Source organism: Akkermansia muciniphila (genome assembly GCF_900184965.1).
Classification (GTDB): Bacteria; Verrucomicrobiota; Verrucomicrobiia; order Verrucomicrobiales; family Akkermansiaceae; genus Akkermansia; species Akkermansia muciniphila_A.
In genome coordinates this window covers 124,408-146,143 of sequence record NZ_FXYA01000003.1, presented here as the reverse complement: position 1 = coordinate 146,143, position 21,736 = coordinate 124,408, and the positions used below count along the sequence as shown (strand labels likewise).

General features: G+C 55.7%; 10 protein-coding genes. 6 read left to right on the top strand and 4 right to left on the bottom strand.

The features are described from left to right. Nucleotides 1-4 precede the first annotated feature (4 nt). Together CI070_RS01295 and CI070_RS01290 are read left to right on the top strand one after the other, a co-directional pair. The gene (locus tag CI070_RS01295; RefSeq protein WP_094135408.1) at nt 5-10,273 is read left to right on the top strand and encodes an ADP-ribosyltransferase-containing protein; all 10,269 of its coding nucleotides are present in this window, start codon (nt 5-7) and stop codon (nt 10,271-10,273) included. Between the two features lie 353 nt (nt 10,274-10,626). Continuing rightward, nucleotides 10,627-10,905 carry a hypothetical protein gene (locus CI070_RS01290; protein WP_094153252.1) on the top strand — a complete coding sequence of 93 codons (279 nt, stop codon included), beginning with the start codon at nt 10,627-10,629 and terminating at the stop codon, nt 10,903-10,905. A gap of 320 nt (nt 10,906-11,225) precedes the next feature. Here CI070_RS01290 and sucD read toward each other — a convergent pair whose 3' ends face one another. Both sucD and sucC read right to left on the bottom strand, forming a co-directional pair. Beyond that, nucleotides 11,226-12,119: a succinate--CoA ligase subunit alpha gene (gene sucD, locus CI070_RS01285; RefSeq protein WP_094135410.1), complete on the bottom strand. Its 894-nt coding sequence runs from the start codon at nt 12,117-12,119 to the stop codon at nt 11,226-11,228. A 21-nt stretch (nt 12,120-12,140) separates the two neighbouring features. Beyond that, nucleotides 12,141-13,322 carry an ADP-forming succinate--CoA ligase subunit beta gene (gene sucC / locus CI070_RS01280; RefSeq protein ID WP_094135411.1) on the bottom strand — a complete coding sequence of 394 codons (1,182 nt, stop codon included), beginning with the start codon at nt 13,320-13,322 and terminating at the stop codon, nt 12,141-12,143. 201 nt (nt 13,323-13,523) lie between these two features. Here sucC and hisD point away from each other — a divergent pair, with 201 nt between their 5' ends. The 4 genes from hisD (at nt 13,524) to CI070_RS01260 (ending at nt 19,536) form a co-directional block, all read left to right on the top strand. After that, nucleotides 13,524-14,822 (top strand): histidinol dehydrogenase, encoded by a 1,299-nt coding sequence (gene hisD, locus CI070_RS01275; protein WP_094135412.1) that lies wholly within the window; start codon nt 13,524-13,526, stop codon nt 14,820-14,822. 263 nt (nt 14,823-15,085) lie between these two features. After that, the gene (locus tag CI070_RS01270; protein ID WP_094135413.1) at nt 15,086-15,982 is read left to right on the top strand and encodes a bile acid:sodium symporter family protein; all 897 of its coding nucleotides are present in this window, start codon (nt 15,086-15,088) and stop codon (nt 15,980-15,982) included. A 217-nt stretch (nt 15,983-16,199) separates the two neighbouring features. After that, nucleotides 16,200-17,867 (top strand): tetratricopeptide repeat protein, encoded by a 1,668-nt coding sequence (locus CI070_RS01265; protein WP_094135414.1) that lies wholly within the window; start codon nt 16,200-16,202, stop codon nt 17,865-17,867. 76 nt (nt 17,868-17,943) lie between these two features. Then, nucleotides 17,944-19,536, top strand: a complete 1,593-nt coding sequence (locus tag CI070_RS01260; protein WP_094135415.1) for a tetratricopeptide repeat protein — start codon at nt 17,944-17,946, stop codon at nt 19,534-19,536. A gap of 364 nt (nt 19,537-19,900) precedes the next feature. Here the strand turns inward: CI070_RS01260 and CI070_RS01255 are convergent, their stop codons facing one another. Beyond that, entirely contained in the window at nt 19,901-20,227 is a 327-nt protein-coding gene (locus CI070_RS01255) for a hypothetical protein (RefSeq protein WP_094135416.1), read from the bottom strand. 141 nt (nt 20,228-20,368) lie between these two features. Next, nucleotides 20,369-21,733 carry an exodeoxyribonuclease VII large subunit gene (gene xseA / locus CI070_RS01250; RefSeq protein ID WP_094135417.1) on the bottom strand — a complete coding sequence of 455 codons (1,365 nt, stop codon included), beginning with the start codon at nt 21,731-21,733 and terminating at the stop codon, nt 20,369-20,371. Between the last annotated feature and the right edge of the window lie 3 nt (nt 21,734-21,736).

Here is a 21,736-nt window from a genome sequence, read left to right as displayed (position 1 = left end):
TTTTATGTTTGGTAATGATATTTCACAGGTAGCGGCTCAGGCGAGGGAATTTGAACGTAGCGGGAAGAGGGATAAATTTTTGGAAGAGAGCGCGAATGCTGTTTATGATGACGGAGAGGGCAGGCAGTTGTTCCCTGTGGAGATTGATCCGGCAATGGATCGGTATTTGCGGCAGAAGGGGGAGGGTTGGCAGGCTGACGCTTATCGGAGCTGGCAACGCGGGAAGATGTTGGCCGCCGATTTGAGGAAGGGCGGGGATGATCCGATGAAAGCGGAGAAGGAGCGCGTGCTGGGCGAAGAGAGAGCCAAGGTGCAGGAGTATGTTAATGAGAGGACAAGGCGCGGCATGCCTTTGTTTCCTGATGCATTGGCGTTTAAGAGTGCTCAGGAGGATGAGGCGGAGTATGCGAGGAGAAAGGATAAGGTGGATTGGCACCGGAGCGTGTTTAACGGGGATTTGAAGAAGGTGCCGGAGAGTGTGAAGAAGGAGTTTGAGGCGCAGTTTTTCCCGGATAATGAGCTGGGGGATGAGTTGCGAGCGCGGTCGCTGGTGCTGGGATGGGCGTTGGATGAGGGAGGATATACCGAGAATCAGGTTTCGGCGCGAAACGGGGTTCCGCTACTGGAACAGATGGCTATACGGCTGAAGGAGCAGGGGGAGCAGATTGATTTTAATAAGCCGGGGCTGACGGTGTACAGGTTTCTCAGCAGGCGGGCGCAGGAGGATGCTCATGCTGACGAGTTGCTGAAGGGGGCTGCCGAGAGCGTGAGGCAGGCTGTGCTGACGGGCGGGGACGGAAGACAGGCGTTGTGGGAGCAGAGGGGACAAATGGGAGAGGATATGTATAAGAAGGTGGGGAATACATTGCGATGGGTGAAGGCGGATGCGGAGAGGACAAGGCGAGGGCTGGAGCCGGTATTGCCGCGCGTGATGGAGGGGCTGGAGTGGGCCGTGAAGTATGCTGACGGGACGGCGAACCGGATTTTTCAGCCGGAGGGGATGGCTTCAATCCACCAAGCCCTGAAGGCGATGGATGGCCTTACGGATGCCCAGATGGATGCGCTGGCGGAGATTGTGCAGCGCAAGGGCGGGAATGAGAGGAGTTATATGGCGAATGTATGGAAGGCCGGGAACCGTGGCTGGGAGGATTTAGGTAATGGAATCAGGTCTTTGTTGCGCGGCGGGATTGCCGCACAGTTGGATGTGGCGGGGGGAGTGAAGGAGTTGTTTGGCGGGGACGGGTCTGCCCTGAAGGCTGACGCGAAGGCGGCGGATGAGTATGGCCGGAGGCTGGATGCTTTTCTGGCGATGGCGCAGGGGACGTACAGGCCGATTAACAAGCCGGAGTATGGGTGGTTTGGGAATGGGGTGCTGAGCGCGGTGCGGTCTGTGCCGATTACGGCGTTGAGTTTTTCCGGCGTGGGGGCCGGAGTGGCGGCGATGTCTTATGCCGGGGATAGTTACAGTAAGGCCGTGCAGGAGCGTCCAGATGGCGGCAGGCTGGCGAGGCTGGGAGGCGCGGCGGCGAGCGGCGCGGTTCAAGGGGCGTTGGATCGGGCCGGGGCGATCGTGGCAAAGGGAGTGATGGGGTTGAGATCCGGGAGCGCGTTTGTGGATAAGTGGATGAGCAAGTTGAGTCTGAGCCGTCAGGCGATGCGGCTGAAGAGTTCCGCCCTGCGGGCAGGGGCGCGTTCCGGCGTGGCTGGGGGAATGGTGCTGGGCGAGGAGATGACGACGGAGAAGTTGCAGGATTTGGCCGATCCTGTGATGCAGAGTTTGGCTTCCGTGATGGCCGGGGAGGCTCCGGGGATTGATTGGGAGCGGTTTTGGAAGGATTTTACGAACCGTGACCAGAATATGGAGTTGTTTGGTTCCGTGCTGGCGTTTGCGCTGGTGGGGGCCGGGGCGCGGTTTACGGCTGAGGCCGGGATGCAGCGGCAGTTGAGCCGGGAGTATGGGAAGCTGAAGCGGACGTTTGGTTTTAGCGATTCCCTGCTTGCCCGGATGCGGGCGGAGGAGAGTGACGTGGCGCGGTATGCGATGATGCAGGATGGGATTCAGGATTTTATGCGCCAAAATTATGGGAAGGAGGTGGACGGCGTGAAGGTGGGGCTGGGTGACGCGGACGGGATGAGGAAGCTGGCTGCCCGCGGCGGGGTGAGGACGATGGATGTGGTGGCCGCCGCTGAAGCGCATGCGGCGGAGACGGCGCGAGGGGTGGATGAGGTGCGTGTGGATGGAGCGGAGGTGCAGGAGGGGAAGGGTGCTGTGGTGGGTGTGAAGGGGCCGGAGAGCGGCGGCGTGAGCGAGGTGGGGAGTGGGCCTGTGCTGAGTTTTGAGCATGGGCCTGTGCCGGAGCGCAAGGGTGGAAGGCAAGTGGATGAGAAGGAGGCGATGAAGCAGTATGTGGAGGCTGTGAATGAGCAGTTGCGGGAGTTCGGGGCGAGTCCGATCCGCGAGGAGATGAATGAGTTTACGGAGGAGATGCAGTATGTGGTGGAGCTGGGGGACAGGCCGGAGTTTTATGATACGTATGATGATGCGTATGAGGCCGTGCTGCGGCATTTGGAGGAACGGGAGGATGAGGTGGTGGCCGGGCTGAAGAGCAGCTTGCGGCAGTACCGGGATAAGGATGAGGGGTATGTTGGGAGGGTGCAGGATGAAGCGAATGAGGAGATGATGCAGCATTTGAGCGATGTGGGGCAGGATGGGCGGATGAGTTTTGACCGGAGCAAGTTGAGTGTGCCGATGACGTTGGCGCAGTTGAAGACACAGGGTGATTTTATGCGTAAGTCTGCCGAAGGCCGGGAGAGGATTTATGCGGCGCAGATGGGAGTGGAGGCCGGGGTGGATGCTGCCCGGTTGCGGGTGTACGGAGCCAATGTGGCGCAGGAGTTTGCGAACGGACGGTATGAGGTGGTGAGCAGATTGTACCGGGGGGCTAATCCGTTTGACGTTTATGAGGAGTGGACGGAGGGGATGACGAAGGTGTTGATTAAGGATAATGAGTGGACGGTGGCGGAGTTTGAGGATGAACTGAAGCGGCTGGAGGGTGCAACGGGTGAGACGTTTTTGGCGACCGGGGAAGGGGTGGACAGGTTACAGGCGGTTTGCGAAGGGGTGAGCAAGGCGGCGCGAGCACATTTGATGGGGCACATTTCCGATGAGAGGCTGCCGGATAAGTTGCGGCGGTGGTTCAAGATGTTCGCTTTGTTGTTTGCCAAGTATTTTGAGTTTGCACAGGATGTGATGCTGGCGAAGAAGATGCTGGGCGCGGACGTACAGGGGAAGATGAGCGAGAAGTTTCGCCGCCTGTTGAATGATTTTGCCGGGTTTGACGAGGCGGCGATTGCGGAGCGCGCGAGGAGGGAGGAACAGGCGCAGATTGAGGCGGAGGCGATGGGGGATGTGCCGGAGATTGGAGAGTGGGTGGCCGGGAGGCTGCCGCACCCGAAGACGGCGGCTGAGGCCGGTTCCGATTTAACCGGAGAGCTGCAACGGATTTATGATGCCCTGACGACGACGCGGACGGCCAAGGGCAGACGCAGGAAGGATGGTACGCTGGGGAAGAGTTTTGAGCAACGGGTGGTGGCGCGTGCAGAGCAGTTTTTCAGCCGGGAAGGGCGTGTGTCCGATGTGCTGGAGGCGGCGAATGAGGCCGGGTTTGATTTTGCCGATTCCGGGGAGTTGTTGAGCGCGGTGTATGATAGCGTGGTGTATGGGTATAAGCGGTATGCGGCGCGAGGGGAAGGGCAGGAGGTGAGTTTCAGCATGGGGGACAGGGTAAGGCGCGTACCGATGGCGGAGGCCCGGCGTGTGGCTGATGCGTTCCACCGGGTGGAGGGGATGGAGCCTGTTGCTGCGGATGTGCCGGCAGCGTATGCTTCTGATTTGAAGGATGCGCTGGGGGATATTCGGGAACGGTATAGAGTGTTGCAGAAGGAGACTCAGGAACAGGGGTATGCGCTGGTGATGGGGGACGGGAAGCGGGTGCAGGTGGGAGGCAAGGGGTGGAGGGAAGTGAAACAGCATGCAGCCGATAGACGGGTTTTAGCTGCGTTAGCCGTGCTGCCGGAGTTGGCCGGGCGGGCTGAGTTTATTTATTCCGGCGAGAATTCAGATTTGAAACGTAAGCCTAATATAGCCAGATTTCATTATTATTTGACGAAAGCGGATTTCAAGGGGGCTTCCGATGATGGGAGTGCTGATTTGGCCTATGTGAATATTGCCGTGGCAGAGGGGAAGAATGGGGAGTTGTTTTATGATCTGGATGCTTCCACGGTGGAGGACGTAGATAGCATGAAGGGTACTTCCGCCACCCTGCAACGACCCCGCGTCCCAAACACGGGCGAGGCAGGGGATGGAGTACCCCACAAGGGAAGGGTAGCGTTGTTGAAGGAGTTTGTCAATTATGTTGACAGAGATTTAGCTGGACAAGGAAGAGAAGGGCGTGAGGTGAGTGTGCAGGATGTGGAGGCGCAAGGTGGTTTTGATGAGCATGGGGTTCTGGCTGCGGAGAATGCGGTGGTGGTGAAGCCGGATGGCGATGTAACGATGTCTGTCCGCGCTCTGCATGCAAGTCCTCACAGTTTCCGGAAGTTTGATACGGCGTTCATGGGCAAGGGCGAGGGAGCGCAGGCGTATGGCTGGGGGCTGTATTTTGCGGAGTCAGAGAAGGTGAACCGGGATTATATGAACTGGTTCGCGCAGGATAATGCGACATGGAAGTTCGGCGATGTGGAGACTTCCAATATGGAGGTGATGCATCAAGCCCTGTATGACAGGTTGTTGCCGAAGGATGCCCTGCCGGAGGTGAAGGAAGATGCGAGTGATATGATCTGGACTGTTCTCGGCGATTTGTCTGACGCCAGAGGGGATGAGGGAAAGATAGAAGCGATTAAGAAAGAGTTGCGCGAGGACATTCAACATTCCATGGAATACGGGAGTACGTACCACCAGACGCTGGAGAAGATGCTCCAGCTGCACGGCGTTTACCGTTCCCTGATTGATCTTCTGGACGAGATAGAGGTCAGGCCGGGCATGCCTTCCAATTACAAGGTAGAGTTGAATGTAGAGGATTCTGAGCTGCTGGGCTGGGATTACGTGGACGAGACGGTTCTTTCTTTGTTGAAGGATTCCCCGGTGGAAGAGGTGCGGTATGCTTTGGAACGTGCCGAAAGCCGGGCGGATTACCGCGGCGAAAACGTGAGCGGCAAAGATGTTTATCAGGAGTTGTTTGATGCTTTTTGGGATGGAGAAGATGGCACGAAACAGGAGGCACAGAAGGCCGCCAGCGTGTCTTTGCTGTCCAGCGATATTAAAGGCATCAGGTACGCAGACGGCTATACCCGCGGGAAAGCGGAGGAAGAGCAGACGTATAATTACGTGATTTTTGATGGCAACGATATTAAGATTACGGCGTTTGCGGATGAGAGCACCGGGGGAGAGTGGGCGGATTATGTGGATGGGTCGGCAACGTTTTCTATAAGGGAAAAGGCGGATATTAAGAAGAAAGCGGAAACTGAGGGCACGTTCATGAAGGCCCCGAATGGGAAAGAAACGAAGTTGACGGAAGACCAATGGCTTGCTGTGCGCACGGAGGCGTTTAAGAATTGGTTTGGGGATTGGGAGCATGACCCGGAGCAGGCCTCCAAGGTAGTTGACGAGAACGGAGAGCCATTGGTGGTGTATCATGGGACGCAGAATCGAGGCTTTACGGTGTTTGAGAAAAGCATGATGCGTTCAGGCGGCGCCAAGAAAAATAAGGGAAAGAATCTTTACGGAGACGGGTTTTATTTTGCCTCGGATTACTATACGGCACAGAGTTATGGAAGAAATATCCTCGAATGTTTTCTTAATATCAGGAATCCCGCTCCTAATGATTTGATGTTGGATGCGGAAAATGACGGCATCAGAGGCAGTGTGCCGGGTAGTGTCATTTTCGTCGCTTTCGATTCTACACAGATCAAGTCTGCCACGGATAACCGGGGTACGTTTGACAGCGAGAACCCGGATATTACGTTTTCTGTCAGGGGACTTAGAGCACTTGACCGGGAGTATTTGGATGCCGTGGAGAAAGGCGATATGGAGAAAGCCCAGCGCATGGTGAATGAGTTTGCCAAGGCAAAAGGGTATGTCGTAGATGATAGCTGGAAAATGGACCACAGGGCTCCGAGCAAGTCCGGCGATACCCCGCAGGAACGGCAGAAGAATGGGGAAGTCAGCCTACTGGATATGGCGGATGGGTTCGGAATCATCCCGGAAGAAATGATTCTTGATTCCTCCCGGAATCTTGAACTGGGCTGGGATAATGCTCACATGAATGCTTTGTCCGCCGTGAGGCGTGCTATGGAGCAAAGGAGGTCTCTTCTGGAAAAGGGGAAGAACAACAAGATACCGGCGATTGCCATGTACAGGGCTGTCCCCCGTGAGATTAAGGAAGGTGATTTCCGGGGCGGCGATTGGGTAACTCCCTCCATGGAGTATGCCCGCGAACACGGAGAGTCCAGCCTGGATGGAAAATTCAGGATTATTTCACACAGGGTGTCCATCAAGGATGTGTATTGGAACGGGGATGATATTTGCGAGTGGGGGTACGATGACGGGGTGAATTATGCCTATCGCAATACGAAGAATAACCGTAAGCTGCTGGACCCTGTCACTTATGATCTTGTAGAGGTAAGAGACGAGAATGGAGAGTATGAAGGGTACGATCCCGGAGAATGGGATAGCGAAAAGAAGAAGTTCTCCCTGATTCCCTACCGGTTTAATTATGAAGAGAGGGTTATACCTCTTTCCAAGAGATTTAATTCAAGGAATTCTGATGTATCTTTTTCCATGCGGATGATGCGTGGCGGGCAGAGTGTGTGGGATTATTTGACGGCTGTGCAGGGGCAGGCTTACGAGCAGGAAGCAAGGTTGTATGAAGCAATGCAGAAACGGCTGGAGAGCGCGTTGCAGGCGAACGGGTTTACAAGGGATGGAGTGTATAAGGATGAGCAGGGAAGAGATGATGAGGCTGTGAGGGAGCGGATGCTGGCCGTGATGGCCGTATGTGATGCCGTGGTGACGGAGCTGCCGAGGGATGTGCGCGGGGGGATCAGGCCGGAGGTTGTTGCTTCCTACCGGGAGGAGGTGATGGAGAAGAAGACGTGGAGGGGGAGGATGAATGCGCTGAGGCGTATGGTGAAGTATGTGGATTGGCATATTGTGAATGAAGGGAAGAAGAGCCGATTTAAGGAGTTTGAACGGTTTAGAAAATGGGCGGCGGCAAGTGTGGGCGAGAACCGGGTACGGCGTGGGAAGATGAATGCGGAGATTCAGAAGCGGCTGGATATGGTGGAGAGGGCGTTGGAGTTGGATGCGGATGAGCTGGAAACGGCGAAGAATACGGCTGAGAAGGTGGTGGAGGAGAAGGCATTGATTGGCGGGGCTGAGTATGATGAGGCGGTGGAGTGGGTACGTGCGCTGGATGCGTTTGGCGGGTTGTATGAGAGGAATATGCACGGGAGGCTGACGGCTGATTTGGAAAGAGTGCAGGCCGCGCTGGATGCCCTGAAGGAGATGTATGCTGCCGGGAGGCTGGCGAATGAGGCGTTTTGGGAGGATCGGCGTGAGCGTATTGCGGATTTGCTGGATGAGGCCGGGAAGGGGCTGGGGCGTGAGCAGCCGGTGAGCGTGAATGAGCGCACCGGAGCGGCGAAGCATGATGTGGGTGTGGGTAAGGGGATGCGGAATTTGGTGCGGGGGTTTGTGAGTTTTGAGAATTTGATGGAGGATTTGTTTGGAGAGGGGAAGGTGACGGAGTATTTTGCAGAGGGCATCAGGAAGGCGCGGCTGGAGTTTAATGATGTGCGACAGAGGCGAGTGTTGCGGTATTACGGTGCCTTGTACCGGATTGCGAGGCCGGAGGAGTTTTTGAAGAGGGCTGACAGAAAGGTGGATGGTCAGGTGAAGCTGGGCGTGAGGCGTGTGGTGGATGGTATGTTGAAGGATTTAAGCGAGAATCGGACTTGGGGGATTGAGGTGAAGATGCCAGGCGAGTTCAGGAGTGAGCGGGTGCGGATTGAAGAGGCGCGGGCGGTTGCGGAGGGTAAGATGGAAGCAGAGCAGATGCCGAAGTGGGCGAAGAATCAGAAGGCGATGGATGCCCTGAAGATGGCGTTGAGCGAGATTCCGGCGAAGAGCAGGAAGGAGTTTGTGAAGTTTTCATGGCTGGAGCAGGGCGCGGAGCTGGTGGAGATGGAGATGAGCGATTTGGAGGCGGCGTATTTGCTCCAGATGTCCGCGATGCCGGAGTATGAGGATAATCTGGAGGCGTTGGGTTTTGACGAGGCTGCGATTGGGAAGGTGAGGGATCATATTGATGTGCGGGCGTTGCGGGTGGCGGAGTATTTAGGGGAGGAGTATGAGCGGGGATATAAGGAGTATAATGAGGTGTACAGGAGGTTGTTTGGGTGTGATATGCCTAAAGTGCAGAATTATGCTCCGGGGTTTTTCGTGACGGATAATGCCGCTGAAGCCGTTGATCCGATGGAGTCCAGAGGGAGCGGATGGCTGAGTGTGGGGAGCATCAAGATGCGTCGGAAGCATTATGCGCTGCCGCGTGTGGTGAGTTGTGTGAATGCGTATTGGGCGCACAGTATGCAGATGGATCACTGGGCGAGTTTTGCGGAGATTATGAGGGATATGAAGGCGGTGTTGTTGAATGGAGAGCTGGGGAACAAGATTGATGCGGTGCATGGGGCGCAGGCAAGGACACATTTGACCAAGTGGGTGAAGGATTTAGAATTTGACGGTTCGCAGGATTCGGGCGGAGCCGGACAAGCTCAGCAAGTAGTGAGCCGGGTGTTGGGGGCGATGGCTCAGGGTGCGCTTTCATATAACCTGAAGACGTGTCTGAAGCAGCTCCCGGCCATGTTTTCCAGCATGGCGGATATGTCCCCCTCAGATGCCATGAAAGGGTTTATTGGGGCATTGGCGAATCCGGGACAGTTGGCGGAGGTTTGGCAGAGTCCGACGATCCAACAAAGGCTGATGCAGGGCATGAGTCCCGAAATGAGGCGGGCTTTGACGGCGAACAGGATGAAGGTGAGCATGCTGGGGGATGCCGTGGAAGCCGGGATGTTGCCGATTGGATTGACTGATGCGGCATTTACAACGTTTTCCGGGGGTATTGCGTATATGGCGGCCAAGAAGAAAGCCATGAAAGAGGGATTGAGTGATGAGGTTGTGGAGCAGAGGGCGTTGGCCGCGCTGGACAAGGCGGTGCGGAGGACAGCTCAACCTATTGAGACAGAGCAGAAGAGCCCTTGGGAGATTCATGCGAACGCGCTGGGGCGTATGTTTATGATGTTCCGCTCTGATCCGCGCAAGCAGATAGCGTTGAGTTATATGGCGATTGCGAAGTGGAAGAGAGGAGAGATTGGTATGGGAGAGGCTGCGTGGCGGTTTGGTCAGGCGTGGGTGGTGTACGGAATCATGAATCAGGTGATTGTGGAGTTTCTCAAGTGGGTGATGGGGCAAGGTGACGATGAGGAAGAGTTGGATTTGTGGGATAGGTGGAAAGGGTTTGCGGTGAGTGGAGCGATGGGGGCGTTTTCCGGTATTTTTGGATTGGCTGAGGTAATAGAGTTCATCTATTCAAAACTGGCTGGCGAAAAGTACATGAAGTTTAGTAATACGATGGTCGATCATGCTGAGGCGTTATGGAGAGGAGGAGAAGGTGTAGTGAGGATGTATAACGGTGAGGAAGAGGAGTATGGGAAGGTAATGAATCAGTTGGGAAGAGGGTTGAATGGTATGGGATTGTTTGCGGCGGCAGGAAGGCCGGAGATTGGAGCTGCGGTGCAGGTGATGGGGCGTATTGTGAAAGAGACGAAGAGTATGGCCGGAACATGGGGGCATCTGTGGGATAATGAGATGGCTAAAGCCAGAGAGCAGCAGAGATTGATCCAAGCGACCAAAAAAGAAGAGAAGGAAGAACGGAAAGCAAAAATGGAAGAGAGGAAGGAGTTGATGGCGCGAGTGAAAGGTTTGGATTATTCAAGCCGGATGAAAGTGTATCAGGATGTCGGACTGGATAAAGAAGAGAGGAAGTTGATGGAAAACCGGGTGAAGATGGATGGAGCTTCCGAGGTTGTGAAGGCTGTGAGCCGGGTAAAGAAAGATAAGAGGAAAGAGCTGGTAGAGAAGTTGAAGGGGACGATGAGTGAGGTGGAGTATGAGGAGTTTGTGACTGAGCTGAAGGAGAAGGGAGTGAAGTGGAAGTGATATGGCAGGTAATGCCATTTATAATGTCATTTTTATGTAATATTCTAATTGTAAATAATTAAAATAGTTCCCGCTCCGCCAAAACCTTTCTTTTTTGAAGAGCCTGCACTTTAACGGTGTAGGCTCTTTTTCTTTGCAAATCAGGGGGATTAAATGGTGGGGAATTATTTGCTGGTCTGACTGTCTTATTTGATATTTATCAAATTTGAATAACTTGGGCCCAAAACGCCGGTTAGAATGCCTAGCCAGCATTTGGAGAGTACAAAAATCAAACCCGCCGCACGTGTGGCCTGAACCAGTTTAATGATCTCCCTGAAGCTTTGAAAGAAAGAGGGTGGGAGATTCCGGCATTCATGGAAGAGTTCGGCTTGAGGCTGGCTGTTTCCGAGGACGGAAGCGGAAAGTTTTCAGATATTTTTATCCCGTGGATTGAATGTCCCTACGGGAAAGTTGGCGACCGTTTGTGGGGGCAGGAGGCTATTATTCACATGCCGCGTTGGGCTTCCCGGATTTTATTGGAAGTTGCGGAAATCAGAGTTGAGCGGCTTTTGGATATTACGCCGAACGGAGGCACGGATGGAAGGCATGGAATGCTGTCTGGCACGATGAAGAAACCAATGCCTGGTTTATGAAGGGGTGACACGGAGAAATCCGCGGGGTTGGCTTTTGCCCGGTTATCTTTCTTTCCCTTATGGGGAAAAATGAAGAGGAGCGGTTCCGCCGAACTGAATCCGCGGATGTGGGTTATTCAGTTCAATGTATTAATTATCAACGGAAAGATCAAATAAAAGAATATTTCGGTTACAGAGATTTCGTCCTGCTGGGCGGAGGGAATTGCCTCTGTTGCCATTCAGACAAAATCCGCTTATGTAATCAACTCCGTTTTACCATGAAAAAAGCGCCTTCCGGCAAGGGAAGGCGCTGGATATGAAAAGGTGAAAAAGAGAGGGGATTACATCCCCTTGTTTTTCATGGCTTCCGCCAGGGCGGCGCCCATTTGAGCCGGGGTTTTGGCAACCACAATACCGGCGTTCTTCAGGGCTTCCTGCTTGGCGGCGGCAGTACCTTTGCCTCCGGCAACAATGGCTCCTGCATGTCCCATGCGGCGGCCCTTGGGAGCCGTGGCTCCTGCGATGAACGCGGCAACAGGTTTTTTGCAGTTGTTCTTGATCCATTCAGCGGCTTCTTCTTCTTCGGAACCGCCGATTTCACCAATCATGATGAAGGCGTCCGTGTTCGGGTCTTCCGTGAAGAATTGCACGGCCTGCTGTTGGGTCATGCCGTGGACGGGGTCGCCGCCGATGCCAATGCACATGCTCTGGCCCAAGCCCATGTTGGTGACCTGCCAGACGGCTTCATAAGTAAGCGTGCCGGAACGGGAGACAATGCCGATTCTGCCGGGTTTGAAGATGTAGGCCGGCATGATACCGATCTTGCAGTTAGCGTTAGCGGAGGGATTGACAATTCCGGGGCAGTTCGGGCCGATGAGAGTTACGTCCTTGTCCTTCAGGAAAGTTTTCACCTTCTGCATGTCCTGTACCGGGATGCCTTCCGTGATGCAGACGATGAGCTTCACGCCCGCGTCCGCGGCTTCCATGATGGCGTCCGCAGCGAAGGGCGGGGGAACGAAGATCATGGAGGCGTTGCAGTCCGTGGCCCTTTTGGCTTCCGCTACAGTATCGAAGACGGGGACCTTGCCTTCAAAGAGCTGGCCGCCCTTGCCGGGGGTCACGCCGGCGACGACGTTGGTGCCGAAGTCCATGCAGTTTTTGGCGTGGAATGCGCCGGCGCTGCCGGTGATGCCTTGCACGACCAGACGGGTGTTCTTGTCAATGAGAGATGTCATTGTCGTAATAAATAGTGAGGGTTATTTGACTGCTGCCACCGCTTTCTGGGCGGCTTCGTCCAGGTTGTCGGCAGGGATGATGGCGATGCCGCTGTCTGCGAGGATTTTCTTGCCGATTTCCACGTTGGTGCCTTCCAGGCGGACGACGAGCGGGATTTTCATGTCGATGTTTTTCGCCGCGGCCACAATGCCCTGGGCGATGACGTCACAGCGCATGATGCCGCCGAAGATATTGACCAGAAGGGCCTTCACATTCTTGTCGCTGGTGAGGATGCGGAACGCGTTGGTTACCATTTCCTCCGTGGCGGAACCGCCCACGTCCAGGAAGTTGGCGGGTTCTCCGCCGTAGTATTTGATGATGTCCATCGTGGCCATGGCCAGGCCGGCGCCGTTCACCATGCAGCCGATGTTGCCGTCCAGGCCGATGTAGTTCAGATCGTACTTGCCGGCTTCCACTTCACGGGGGTCTTCTTCCGTTTCATCCCGCATTTCCATGATTTCCGGGTGGCGGTACAGGGCGTTGTCGTCAAAATTGAATTTGGCGTCCAGGGCGCACACGCGGTCATCCGTGGTGACTACCAGGGGGTTGATTTCCACCAGGGAGCAGTCCAGAGCGGTGAAAAGCTTGTAAACGTTGGTGATAAGCTTGGTGGCCTGGCGGAGCAGGGGGCCGGTCAGTCCCAACGCCACGGCGATTTTGAGAGCCTGGAAAGGCAGGATGCCCATCGCCGGGTTAATGTGTTCGCGGATAATGGCTTCCGGGCGGGTGGCGGCCACTTCTTCAATGTCCATGCCGCCTTCCGTACTGGCCACGATAACGGGGCATTCCCGGGCGCGGTCCTGAAGAATGGCGAAGTAGCATTCCTTTTTGAGATCCACGGCTTCCGCCACCATGATTTTGCTGACCAGCTTGCCGGCTTCCCCGGTTTGCTTGGTGACCAGAACCTGGTTGAGCATTTTGCCGGCAACTTCTTCCACTTCCTCCACGGACTTGACGACGTGGACGCCTCCCTTAAAGCCGTTCTTGAAGGTGCCTTTACCACGGCCGCCAGCGTGTACCTGTGCCTTAACTACGTATTGGGAGAGGCCCATGTTCCGGGCCGTTTGTGCTGCTTCCTGAGCTGTGGAGGCGGCAATGCCCTTGGGGGTTGCCACGCCAAAACGCTCAAAGAGTTGTTTTGCTTGATATTCGTGAATGTTCATGACAGTGGGCCGTTTGGCCAAATGTTTGCGGAAGAAAGGCTAGGCCTATTTTTGGTGTCGGTCAAGGGAGAATGGTTTGGTCTTTTGATTTTTTGTCCGGAGGCGCCGTGAAGTTCCGTCGGAAATCAAAGAGGACAGAAGGCTTGACTGCGTGCTTAAAGATTGTGAAACTCCCTTCCCGTTTTTCTGTAGAGACCTTTTATGAAAATTTACCGTCCTTCCGATACCTGCTTTGACGAGATGAAGCGCCGGATGAACCGCCGCGCACTCCCGGAGGATTCCGTAAGGGATACCGTGAACGCTATTATCCGGGATGTTTCCGCGCGCGGAGATGAAGCCCTGTTTGATTATGCCGCCAGATTTGACAAAGCGCATCTGGATTCTTCCTCCCTGTTCGTAACGGAGGCAGAACTGGCGGAAGCGGAGGCCATGGTGGAGAAGTCTGTGAAGGAGGCCATTGCCGTTTCTCTGGCAAACATCCATTATTTTTCAGACCGCAGCCGCAGGCGGGACTGGTCCGGCGTGAATGCGCAGGGCGTGGAGGTAGCGGAGCGGTTCCTTCCGTACGACCGAGTGGGCATTTATATCCCCGGAGGTAAAGCACCTCTGGTGTCCACTTCCATCATGACGGGCGGTTTTGCTCAGGCCGCCGGCGTGCGGGAGATTGTGGCCGCCACGCCCTGCGGGCCGGACGGCCGGGTGAATCCCGCGCTTTTGTATGCGCTGAAAGCCTCCGGCGCAACGGAGATTGTCAAGATAGGGGGCGCCCAGGCGATAGCCGCCCTTGCGCTGGGGACGGAGAGCGTGCAACCGGTGGAGAAGATTTTTGGCCCCGGCAACCGTTTTGTAGTGGAGGCCAAGCGTCAGTTGGTGGGGGCTGTTGCCATTGATTTGCTGCCCGGCCCCAGTGAAGTAATGGTGCTGGCGGATGATACTGCGGATGCGGAGTTCCTTGCTGCCGACCTGCTGGCGCAGGGCGAGCATGGCCCGGACAGCGTAGTTGTTTTTGTCACCACATCGGAAGCGTTATTGGAGCAGGTGGAGGCGGAAGTGGAACGCCAGGCTGCCCTGCTGAGCCGCGGGTCCATCATCCGGGAGGTGCTGGACAAGCATGCCTACGGTTTTCTGGTTTCTTCCATTCAGGAAGGGGTGGAACTGGTTAATGCCTTTGCGCCGGAGCATTTGGTGCTCGTCACGCGGGATGAAGAAGCCGTGCTGGATGGCATCAGGACGGCGGGAGCCATTTACGCTGGCTCCCTTTCTACTGTAGCCTGCGGGGATTTTTTGGCGGGCCCCAGCCATACGCTGCCTACCGGCGGCGCCGGCAAGTCTTTTTCCGGCTTGCGGGCGGATCAGTTCCAGCGCCGCACCAGCGTGGTGCGCATGGACCGGAATGCCGTGCTGAACTCCGCCCCGTATGTGGCAGAGTTCGCCCGGGTGGAGGGGCTGGACGCCCATAACCACTCCATTCAGGTGCGCGCCGCCCGTGTGGACCGGTAATCCCGGATTTTTTTCAATTCTCTCCATGATGCAACAGCGGGGAATCAGGGAACGGTTGCCAATTGCAGCAGGTCTCCTTGTTGCCGGATATGGCGGTAGGGGCGTTTCCCGGCATCATGGGGGTGGAGTGGCGCCGGCTGTTGAGAGCATGATAGCCGGCTTGCCGATTTGTTGGCGAGATTCGTTGGGATGGAGCGTCCGCGGGAGGGGCGGATTCATCCATTTGCTCGGAAATCCCGCGTAATCGTTTCACCGCATTCCGCATGTTCAAGTCCCTCATCCGCACATTTGCCATTGTGGCGGCCTTCATCGCGGGGTACATGATGCCCGGTCTGCATGTGTACAGCTGGACGTTCAAGTGGATGCTGATTGTGATGCTGTTCGTAACCTTTCTGGGCATCCGCTTCAAACGCATGAAGCCGGAACGGGCTCACTGGCTCCTGACGGGGGCTAATCTCATGGTCGCCCTGGCGGCATGGGGTGTGTGCCGCCTTGTTTTTGGGGATGGGTATCTGGCTCAGGCCGCTTTTTTCGTAGGCATCATGCCTACAGCCACGGCGGCTCCCGTGGTGATGGGGCTGCTGGGCGGCAGCGTGGAGTTTATGCTGACCGCCCTTTTGCTGATTAACGGTATTATCTGCGCCCTGCTGCCTTTCATCCTGCCGGCGGTTGTGGGGCGGGGCGGTTTTGAGATTTACCTGAACGTGGCCCAGAATATTTCCCTGGTCATGTTGCTTCCCCTGGCCCTGGCGCTGGCGGCGCGGCGTTTTTATCCGCGCGCGATTGCCTGGCCCAGGAAGTTGAAAGACGTCACCTTTGGCATTTGGGTGGTGATTCTGGTTTTGATAGCCGCAAACGCTTCTTATGATATTTCCTCCCGTGAGGGCATTTCGGAACGTGTTTTGGAACAGATTGGCGTGATTGCCCTGCTGGTTTGCGGGCTCAATTTCGGGCTGGGGCATTTGCTGGGGGGGCGCACGCGCGCTGCGGAGTGCAGCCAGGCGCTGGGCCAGAAGAATACCACCCTGTCCATTTATCTGGCTTTGACGTATGCCAGCCCCATTGCCGCTCTTGGCCCTACATTTTATGTACTGTGGCATAATTTATGGAATGCCTGGCAGTTGTACCGGGCGTCCGAACGAAAGCGCAGGGATGGATAAGGGATGAGCCAACCGGTCCGGCGGAGGCGTCCGGCAGAGTTATAGGGGTGTCCATAGCCGGAAAGAACGGGTGGGAGGGGCTTTTGATACGGTTCCCAATGACGGCCGGCAGACTGTTGATGGTTCTTTTTTATCCACGGTCAGAAACGGCAGAGGATTGCTCCCCGTGCAAAAAGCTTGAAATTCAGGGAACGCCCGGTAACGTTATGCACCTGTTATGCAGGCATCTTCTCCTTTGCCCCCTCTGTCTCCGCGTACCAAGTGGCTGATTGCCCTGTGCCTGTGCGTTCTCGTGATGCTGCTGGAGTTTCTGACGTACCATATGGCGTACCGCATCGGCTATGATGAAGGGATGCTGACCACTCCGCCGGTGGTGGTGCAGAAAAGCGATGAAAAGGCCATGCAGAATTTGTCCCGCTTCATGGCGGATGTCTTTGCCTCGCGCGAGAGCCTGGCCGGCATTCTGGACAACCGGGAGGAACGCCTGGCATGGATCAGGGATCCGGAACTGCGGACAGAAACGGCCTGGGGCCTTACCCGCGAGTTGATTAGCCGGGGCGGCGCCATTCTTGCTCTGCCTGCGGCCAGGGAATTAATTGACGCGGGATACGCCGCCGGACGCTGTCAGGTATGGGCCCCCCGCGCGGATGCCGTGGCAAAGGCCCTGTTGGCGGAGCACCAGTACACTTCCGCCTACGATTATTTGAAAACCGCAGAGGAGGGATATGAGAAGGAAGGAATGACCGAACCGCTGGTGCGGACCCTTCAGACTATGAGTTCCATTGACCAGATGCTGAACAGGAATGAGCAGGCAAATATGTTGCTCCAGCGTGCGGTGGATGCCGCCTCGCATCTGGGGCCGGATGCCCTCCCTGTCAGGTCCAGGCTTTTGGCCGCCCAGGGAAGGCTGGCGCGCACTACGGGACGCATTCCGGAATCGCGCGAGTATTTCAAGAAAGCTCTGGCCCTGTGTTCCCAGCCGGACAAGACCACCGGAGACCTGGCCCTAGCCAGCATCAGCATGGGGGAGGCCATGTTGGAAGCCGGCAGGAAGGAGGAGGCCCGGGAATTGTTTTTAAAGGGACTTTCCGGCTCGGAAAATGCCTCTTACCTGTTGAATGACTGCCTCAATGCCCTGCGCGGTCTGGCCCGCATTTCTACGGAGCAGGGGAATTATGAGGAAGCCCTAGCTTATCTTTACCAGGCGGAAGGAGCTGCCCGCGGCGTATTGCCGGCAGACCATGCTTTTTGGACCGGGTTATATGATCAAAGGGGATGGGTCAACATCTTGCGCAAGGCCGCTCCGGAAGCCCGGGCGGATTTTTTAAAGGCCATTTCCAACAGCTCGGCTTCTCCCATCATTTCCGCACAGTCACGCGAAGGACTGGGCAAGGCATGGCTGGATGCCGGGGAGGGGGGCAAGGCCAGGGAGAATCTGGAAAAGGCTCTTCAGTTGCGGAAGTCCCATTTCGGCTCGGATCTTCTGTCCCTGGGCCGCGTATATTATTCCCTGGGGCTTGCCTGCGATATGGCAGGGGACAGGGATGGCGCCCTGATTGCTTATGCCGGAGCGGTGGATTCCCTGTTGAAATGCGTGGAGGGGGCGGAACGCAGAGATTTGCTGGTTCAGTCTTATCTGTGCAAAGCGTACGCCCTGTGCGACGGAGAACAATGGAAGGAGGCCGCAGAGGCTTTTGAGGCGGTTCTTCCCATGCTGGAAGGGGAGCAGCGGTCGGAAAATTACAAACAGCTTGGACGCTGTTACGACGAACTGGGCATGAAGGAGAAAGCGGATGACTGCTGGAAGGAATCCGGTTTTCCCCGGGTGCGCATGGCGTCCCCCGGACGCAGAACCTCCGTGAACTCCAAATCTTCACGGAGATAGGATGCAGGAGTTTCGTAAGACGTTGCGAGGCGTTTATTTTGCTTGATTTGTGCCGTCTTTTTGGCTCAATGCCTGCATGAGTTCCGAGCGCCATTTTTCCAGTAAGCCCTACCGTCCCGCACGCAAGAAAAAGTCTTATTGGAAACCGGTCCTCTTTCTGGTCCTCCTGGGAGGGCTCTGGTTTGGCTACATCCAGTGCTGGCCTACGATAGAAGGGTGGTTCAAGCCAACCATCCATGAGGTGCACAGCCAGACGCAGGCCATGGGGCATTTGCAGGATATGCTGGCTTCCTGGAACGGCTCCGATGCAGAGCTGGCGCAGATGGCATCCTCCGTGGACAAGCAGGTGGAATGGATGAATTCTCCCGAAGCCAGAGATTCCTTTGCATGGCTTTTGGCGGTGGAAATGGACCGGCGCGGCATGTTGAAAGAATCCGAACCTATGCTGGCTGCGCTCCTGGAAAAAAAGCTCGCCGCTTCTTCCTCTATGGCGGCGGAGGACAAAATCCGCCTCCTGGGCGTCAGCCTGAACTGGGCTCAGGAATTCGCCCGCCGCAAGCATGATGCCGTGGCGGAAAAGCTTTATGAAGTGATTTTGAAAAATACGCCGGAGGACCAGGTTTCCCTCCATTTAGCTTGCCTGGAGCCATTAATCCGTTATGCGTATGACCAGGCCAGGTTTGAGCGTTTTTCCGCGTTGTGCAAACAGGCTGTTTCTCCTGTCATGAGGAGCATGCTTAACAAGCCGGAGGATGTGAAGAGCATGGTTAAAATCCTGTTGCTTCAGGATACCCTGCCTGACAAGGCTACCGGGTTGCCCAGCGGCACAGGAAGCGCGATTGCCCGGGAGCTTCTTACTAAATTCCGCCTGACCGCCAACCCTGATATGGGCCGCATTATCCTGAATGAACTGAAGATGCCGCTTAATGCGCGCCGGAAGTATTCCCAGGAAGAATTGAAGGCCATGGCCGACCAGCTGGAAGCAGCCCTGATCTGCTTCCGTGCGGCTGAAACGGAGATGGACTGCACGCCGGAGACAATGCTTGCCCTGGCGCAGGTAAGGATGCAAATGGGGGATTTGAGGGAGGCTTCCCGCCTGTTGTCCCGTGCGGAAGGAGCCGCCATGACGCTTGGCGTGGATGCTCCCCGTATTTTGAGCGGCTCCAGCCTGAGCCAGGATATTGCGTCCATGCGCTCCCAGCTTGAAAAATACAGCCAGGCAGAGGCTTTGGTGAAACGGGCTTATGAAGATGTGAATATCGCCGCGGCTTTCCTGAAGGCGCGGGATTACGATCAGGCTGTGAAGTATCTGGAGCAGGCAATGAAAGTGGCCCGTGAAAATACCACGTTTGTTCAGGCGCTTCAGCCGGTCATTCTGAATCTTCAGGCGGAGATAAGCGCCGGCAGGGAACAGTGGGCTTTGTCGGAGGCCCAATATGGAAAGTTGATTGAGGAGTGGGATGCGTTGACTTCGGAAGATAAGGAGAAACTCCGGAACAATCTGGCCTCTATTCAGTTGGGAGAGCTTTACCATGAAATTCACCGCAACTGGGCTGGCGTGTGTCTCAAGCAAAAGCGAACCACGGAGGCCCGCAGGGTGCTGGGAAAAATAGGGGAAGTTCCGGCGGAAGAGCCGGAGAGGCGCGCCTCGCGCCGCCGCCGCAGATAGTCGCCCCTGCTCTCAGTCAGGCTTTCCTTTTTTGGAAAAGGCAAAGTTCTCAATTGGCATACCGGAGGGACGCAAAGTTTCCTGGAGGCTCCGGTTGGGGCTTGAACCGAGACAGGATGCCTGCGGGCGGCTGCGTGATTGCTGAAGGGGCTTTTTACGCGAAATGCCGCTTTAATCCTCCCATGGCATCATCAAAGAACTTTGGGCAGGTTCCGTTTCCCTGTATTGACGGGTATTCCGCATTCTGAAGGGGAATACGGATTCCAGACCTGTCAACAAATTATATGCCTCTTTTTGCAAATGTAACGTTTCCGGTATGATTCATACCTTCAGGCAGAACTGAAAAACAGCTTCCGCAGAATCTTTAGCTGCGGACTTTGTCTTTCTGCCTCACATGGCTGAGAGCTCTTTTCCCATGAACCATTTTTTCACGGCGGTCAGCTGCAGACTGACGGCGAGAGCGCACAGTATATTTTGCGAAAATTTGGCTAACCGTAAGGTTGCCCTGTTCGAAAAGTTTGAAAATATTATCTCTCACCCTCATGGCTTCCTGAAGCGCCGCATCAGCGCCCCCGTATTGAGAATCGGAGAAATAACGGGTGAATAAACGCTTGTTCTTACAGATCGCCAACCGGTAGCCCTGAAAGGCCGTTGTTTCGTAAGTGTAACGGGTGATGTTTTTACAAGGCATATGAACAGGAGTTGTGGGACCGGGTGATAGAAGCAGTGGTAAGCTTCTATTAGGATAGGTTCCATTTCCTGCAAAATCCAGAAAAAAAACAATTTGTTAGATTGAGTGCAAAAAATGCACCGCTAGATGTTTGTAGACAGTTTATTGCGGTGTGTCATCCCTGACATAAAAACAACCGTCGGAAACGCGGATTTTCAATTTTTCTCCTGCCTTCACCTGGTTTGTTTGCCGGATAAGCTGCTTATCCTGGTTTTCCACCAGGGCATATCCGCGGCGAAGGGTCTGTTCCGGGCTGTGAGCTTCAAGATGCGTCTGAATCAGAGTAAGTTGTGAAGATAAATCCGCCATGCGGGCGGCGACTGCATGAGATAAGCCGGCCTGAAGGGAAGCCAGAAGCTGCGTGCGCTCCCGATTCCTGTGGGCCGGGTGGCGCATTTGTAGATGGTGTTCCAATTTATTGATATTCAGTGTACTCTGAAAAAATCGCGTGGCTGCGGCATTTTGCAGGGTTTCTTGCATATCGTCCAGGCGCTGGGAATAAGGGGAGAGCAGGGAATACGCATCCAACAGTTTCCCCCGCAGGTAAACATCCAGTTTCAGCTTGGAACGCAATAGGGAATGCCGTGCGGAGGCCTGAAGAGCCTGTTCCATTCTGGACAGTTTGCGGAGCCATTCAGGTCCGTCCGGCGTGGCCAGCTCCGCAGCTGCGGTGGGGGTGGGCGCGCGCAGGTCCGCTGCGAAATCCGCAATGGTGAAGTCCGTGTCATGACCCACTGCGGAAATCACGGGAACGGTGCATTCGTAAATAGCGCGCGCCACCGTTTCTTCATTGAAATTCCACAAATCCTCAATGGAGCCGCCGCCGCGGCCTACAATGAGCACGTCCACGGGGGGAAGGCCGTTGGAGGGAGCTCCGGACCAGGCGCGCACGGCAGCCGCTATTTCGTGCTCCGCTCCCGTCCCCTGCACGCGTACGGGCAGCAGATAAGCCTTCACCCACGGAGCACGGCGTTCCAATACGTGCCGTATGTCCTGGATGACGGCGCCAGTGGGGGAGGTGACGATGCCGATGGCGCGGGGGAACGTGGGAATCTTCTTTTTATGTTCCGCGTCAAACAGCCCCTCGTGCTGGAGCTTTGCTTTCAACTCCAGAAAGCGAGCCTGCAAATCTCCCTGTCCCGCGGCTTTTACCTGCCTGATGACCAGCTGGAGCTGTCCCCGGTCCGGGTACACGGTGGCGCTGCCCAGGACATGGACTTTCATCCCTTCCTGGAGCCGTATGGGACATTTGGATGCCGCTGCCTTGAAAAAGGCGCAGAAAATTTCCGCTCCCTGCTCCTTCAGGGTGAAATAAACGTGGCCGCTGGTGTGATGCCTGACGTTGCTCAGTTCTCCCACTACCCACTGGGTACCCACGGCGATGCTGACTGTGTCCCTCAGGCGGTAAACGAGCTGTTTGACCGTGATGGGGTTGGGCGCGGCGGGCGTTTCCTCCAGGAATTCCATAAA